Source organism: Halanaerobium saccharolyticum, from assembly GCF_003053565.1.
GTDB lineage: Bacteria > Bacillota > Halanaerobiia > Halanaerobiales > Halanaerobiaceae > Halanaerobium > Halanaerobium saccharolyticum_B.
The window spans coordinates 1-3,911 of record NZ_QAXS01000071.1 but is presented as its reverse complement, the minus strand read 5'-3'; the positions used below and the strand labels follow the sequence as shown (position 1 = coordinate 3,911).

Annotated in this window: 4 protein-coding genes and 1 pseudogene; 4 read left to right on the top strand and 1 reads right to left on the bottom strand. The window is 35.9% G+C overall.

Features of this window, described 5'->3' with window-relative positions; genetic code table 11:
- Positions 1–517: 517 nt before the first annotated feature.
- The 4 genes from C8C76_RS14815 (at position 518) to C8C76_RS14800 (ending at position 3,562) form a co-directional block, all read left to right on the top strand.
- Positions 518–1,252: a basic amino acid ABC transporter substrate-binding protein gene (locus tag C8C76_RS14815; protein ID WP_108142996.1), complete on the top strand. Its 735-nt coding sequence runs from the start codon at positions 518–520 to the stop codon at positions 1,250–1,252.
- A gap of 231 nt (positions 1,253–1,483) precedes the next feature.
- Positions 1,484–2,170 carry an amino acid ABC transporter permease gene (locus tag C8C76_RS14810; RefSeq protein ID WP_108142994.1) on the top strand — a complete coding sequence of 229 codons (687 nt, stop codon included), beginning with the start codon at positions 1,484–1,486 and terminating at the stop codon, positions 2,168–2,170.
- Positions 2,160–2,918 carry an amino acid ABC transporter ATP-binding protein gene (locus C8C76_RS14805; protein ID WP_108142992.1) on the top strand — a complete coding sequence of 253 codons (759 nt, stop codon included), beginning with the start codon at positions 2,160–2,162 and terminating at the stop codon, positions 2,916–2,918. The genes C8C76_RS14810 and C8C76_RS14805 overlap by 11 nt, the downstream gene beginning before the upstream one ends.
- Positions 2,918–3,562, top strand: coding sequence for an amino acid ABC transporter permease (locus C8C76_RS14800; RefSeq protein WP_108142990.1), 645 nt, complete (start codon positions 2,918–2,920; stop codon positions 3,560–3,562). Before C8C76_RS14805 ends, C8C76_RS14800 begins: the two co-directional genes overlap by 1 nt.
- 122 nt (positions 3,563–3,684) lie before the next feature.
- On the opposite strand, the pseudogene C8C76_RS15255 reads toward C8C76_RS14800, so the two are convergent.
- Positions 3,685–3,911, bottom strand: a pseudogene (locus C8C76_RS15255) (IS4 family transposase); the annotation flags it as partial.

Sequence of the window (3,911 nt, the reverse complement as noted above, 5' to 3'; positions counted from 1 at the left end):
CATTCTGAAGATTTTTATTATAATTAAAATTAGTGATGCTCTATTACTATTTACTTACATTTTATGGTAACTATCATATTTCATTTGACGGTATCTTTATTCAATTATACAGCTCGATATTTTTAAAAGCAAGCAAGTATTTTCGGCTGATTTTTAGAATTGACTAAGAGTTTTAAATAATATAGTATTATAAATGAAGTGGAAAATTAATTAAAGATAAGGAATGATTCAGCAAATGGAGGACAAAAAAGATGATTTCAAATAGTTTTATTTAATTTAGCACCCATTTCCCGAATGGATTTTTGTGGAGATTGAGGTGTTAATTTGATATACGAATAAATCATGAGGCTGATTAAGCCAGTTTTCAGAAAATTAAAGCTTGTATTAAATTAAAATATTACTTTTGCTGATTAAAGGATTATGGTATAATGAATTTTAAGATTAAATTTTATCATTTTTCGCAGATAAAAAAAGTAGCGAGAAGGTAGAATAAAAATTTAAAGGAGGAAATAATTAAATGAAAAAGACTTTAGTAACAATTTTAGTTATACTGACAGTGTTGACTTTAAGCTCAGGGGTTATGGCTCAGCGCTATGTTGTAGGAACAAACGCAAGCTTCCCCCCTTTTGAGTATGTAGAAGAGGGTGAAATCGTAGGTTTTGATATTGATCTGGTAAAAGAGATCGCAAAGCTGCAGGGTTTTGAGGTTGAATTTAGAGATATCAGTTTTGACTCTTTAATCCCGGGACTGGCTTCAGGCAGTCTGGATATGGTAGCAGCTGGAATGACAATTACTGAGGCTAGAAAAGAAGTAGTTGCCTTTTCTGATCCTTATTATTCCGCCAACCAGTCAGTTTTAGTTCACGAAGAATCTGAAGAGGATTTAACAGTTCTATTTGGCTCAAATGATGTTGGTGTGCAGACAGGAACTACAGGTGATACCTGGGTTAGAGATAAGCTGATTGAGCGTGATATTCTAACTGGAGAGCTCAGAAATTATGATTCTTATGTTTTTGTTATTAGAGATTTAGCTAACAAAAATATTGATGCCGCTGTTTTAGATAAGCCGGTTGCAGAAACTTACAGTAAGGATAATCCGGTCAATGTTGTAGCAGAGGTAATTACCGGTGAAGAATACGGTATTGCTGTTGGCAAAAATAATCAGGCACTGCTCGAAGAAGTAAATGCAGGGCTGGCAAAGGTTATTGAAAATGGAACTATGGATGAATTAATTGAAAAATACTTTGAATAAAATCTAATCTGGCTTTTTCTCTGCTGTCTGGCCTGGTATAATCTTAAGCCTAGCCAGTGGAGAAAAGCCTTTTATTTTCTCAGTTTAGTGAATAAATTACTTAATAGAAGTAAAAACTGATTTTATTCCTAAAAGTTTGATTCTTAATTAGTCCGGCTGATGCTTGAACTTTTACGAGTGAAATTAGAATTTTAAATAACTTTCATTAAAAACTTTTAGAAAGGACAGATTATGAATAACTTAGAATTAATTAAAAATGCACTACCATATCTATTAGAAGGTACTCTGGTTACAATTCAGCTTACATTCTGGAGTCTTTTAATTGGAATAGTAGTTGGCTTACCAATTGCCTTTGCTCAGGTTTATGGAAATAAAATTCTGCAGGGAGTAGTGGCGGTTTACGAACGTCTGGCTCGCAGTATTCCACTGCTTGTAATGCTTCTGCTTTTAAATTATGGTCTGCCGATGCTGGGCTTAAGGATTCCAATCTTTAGAGCGGCAGTTATTGGAATTGGGCTAAGATCAGCTGCCTATCAGTCTCAGATTTATCGGGGAGCAATTCAATCAGTAGGTGGTTCACAGATGAAGGCGGCCCGCTCACTGGGAATGAGCAAGATGAAGGCTTTCTTTTATATCATTGCCCCCCAGGCAATTAGAATTGCAATTCCACCTGTTGCCAACGAATCAGCAATTGTGCTTAAAGATACCTCACTGGCTTTTACCATTGGAGTGGTGGAGCTTTTAAGACAGGGAGAGTATTTTATTGCCACCTCAAATGAGCCGATGGTTATTTATCTGACCATTGCAGCAATTTATTTTATACTGACTACTATAGTTAACGGAGGACTATCCCTCTTTGAGAAAAAATATCAGATTCCAGGGATAGGTATTGAAGGAGGACATTCAGATGCCTACTAAGCATTTATTGAGAATAGAAGATTTACACCACAGTTTTGAAAATGAAGAGGTGCTCAAGGGAATTTCTTTAGCCCTCGATAAAGGTGAAACTAAGGTTATTGTCGGGCCCAGCGGTACGGGTAAGAGTACTATTTTAAATAATATCATCCGTCTTGTTCCCCCGACTAAAGGGAAAATTTATCTTGAAGATACTGAAATCACTTCTGCTAAAAATATAAATGAGATCAGACAGCAGATTGGTTTTGTCTTTCAGGATTTTGGCCTTTTTAACCATCTGACAGCAAAAGGAAATGTAATGATTGGATTGACAAAGGTTAAAAAAATGAATAAAAAAGAAGCAGAAGAACTTGCTTTATTTGAACTGGAGCGAGTTGGACTTGAAAATTATGCAGATTCTTATCCTTCTCAGTTATCAGGTGGTCAGAAACAGCGGGTTGGCATTGCCAGAGCTTTAGCAATGCAGCCCAAACTAATTTTATTTGACGAACCAACATCTGCCCTGGATCCTGAACTGACTGGAGAAGTGCTTAAAGTAATGCGCAATCTGGCAGAAGAAGGAATGACTATGTTGGTTGTGACCCATGAAATGGGTTTTGCCCGCAGTGTTGCTGACGAATTAATTTTTATGGAAGGCGGCAATATTGTTGAACAGGGTGATCCAGAGAAACTCTTTACCAACCCTGATCACAAAAGAACTAAAGAATTTCTCTTTCAGCTGACTGATCTATACGGTGAGGGTGAGAACTAATGCTAGATATTTTTCTGGAATTTTATCCTTTATTTTTAAGAGGACTTGGAGTCACAGTTTTTGTAACTATTATTTCCTGTTTCTCAGGTACAATTTTGGGAACATTTTTAGCTCTGGGTAAGATTTATGGTAATAAATTTGTTTCAGCTGTGGTTCGGATTTTCATTTCGATTATCAGAGGGACACCACTTTTAGTTCAGCTTTTTATTATCTATTATGGTCTGCCGGCTTATGGAATCAGATTAACTCCAATTACAGCAGCAGTGATCAGCTTTATTATCAACAGTGGAGCCTACCAGGCTGAATATTTAAGAGGCTCCATCCAGTCAATCAGCGGCAGCCAGCTTAAGGCAGCTCAGTCAATTGGAATGAGCAAATGGCAGGGAATTAGATATATTATTTTACCTCAGGCTCTGCGCCGGGTAATTCCCGCCTGGACTAATGAGTTTATATATATGATCAAATATTCCTCCCTGGCCTATGTAATTGGTGCCAGAGAATTAATGACTGAAGGAAAATTAATTGCCAGCCGCAACTATCAGTTTTTTAATGTTTACTTTATAGTTGCTTTAATTTACCTGGTAGTGATCATTTTATTTGTTTCTCTCTTTAACCGGATCGAGAAAAAGGTTACTATTCCTTAAAATTAAAATGTACATGCACCGGGAACTACCCGCTTTATGTCAATATTTGTCGAAGCTAAAGCCTGCTAATTATTTTAATTAGCAGGCTTTTTTACGTCAGTAAACTTTTAAATGTCGATAGCTCAACTTTCGGCGTTAGAAATCATTAATGATTTCTTGATATAACCAGGAAGAAGCTCAAAAAAGTAGTCTAATAGGTCATTTATCTTTTCTTCAGTTAATGTTGAATAATCATGTAGAGTCTTTTTGAAAAGGTCTATGATTAAAAATAATGCTTCAATATGACTTAAATCTTTTAGCTCATCACAGTATTCAAAAAACATACCGCCAAAAGTCTTTTCGTCTTCAT

Excerpts from the sequence above, each read along its gene's own strand:
- C8C76_RS14815 (WP_108142996.1), top strand. The coding sequence starts at position 518 with ATGAAAAAGACTTTAGTAACAATTTTAGTTATACTGACAGTGTTGACT.
- C8C76_RS14810 (WP_108142994.1), top strand. The coding sequence starts at position 1,484 with ATGAATAACTTAGAATTAATTAAAAATGCACTACCATATCTATTAGAA.
- C8C76_RS14805 (WP_108142992.1), top strand. The coding sequence starts at position 2,160 with ATGCCTACTAAGCATTTATTGAGAATAGAAGATTTACACCACAGTTTT.
- C8C76_RS14800 (WP_108142990.1), top strand. The coding sequence starts at position 2,918 with ATGCTAGATATTTTTCTGGAATTTTATCCTTTATTTTTAAGAGGACTT.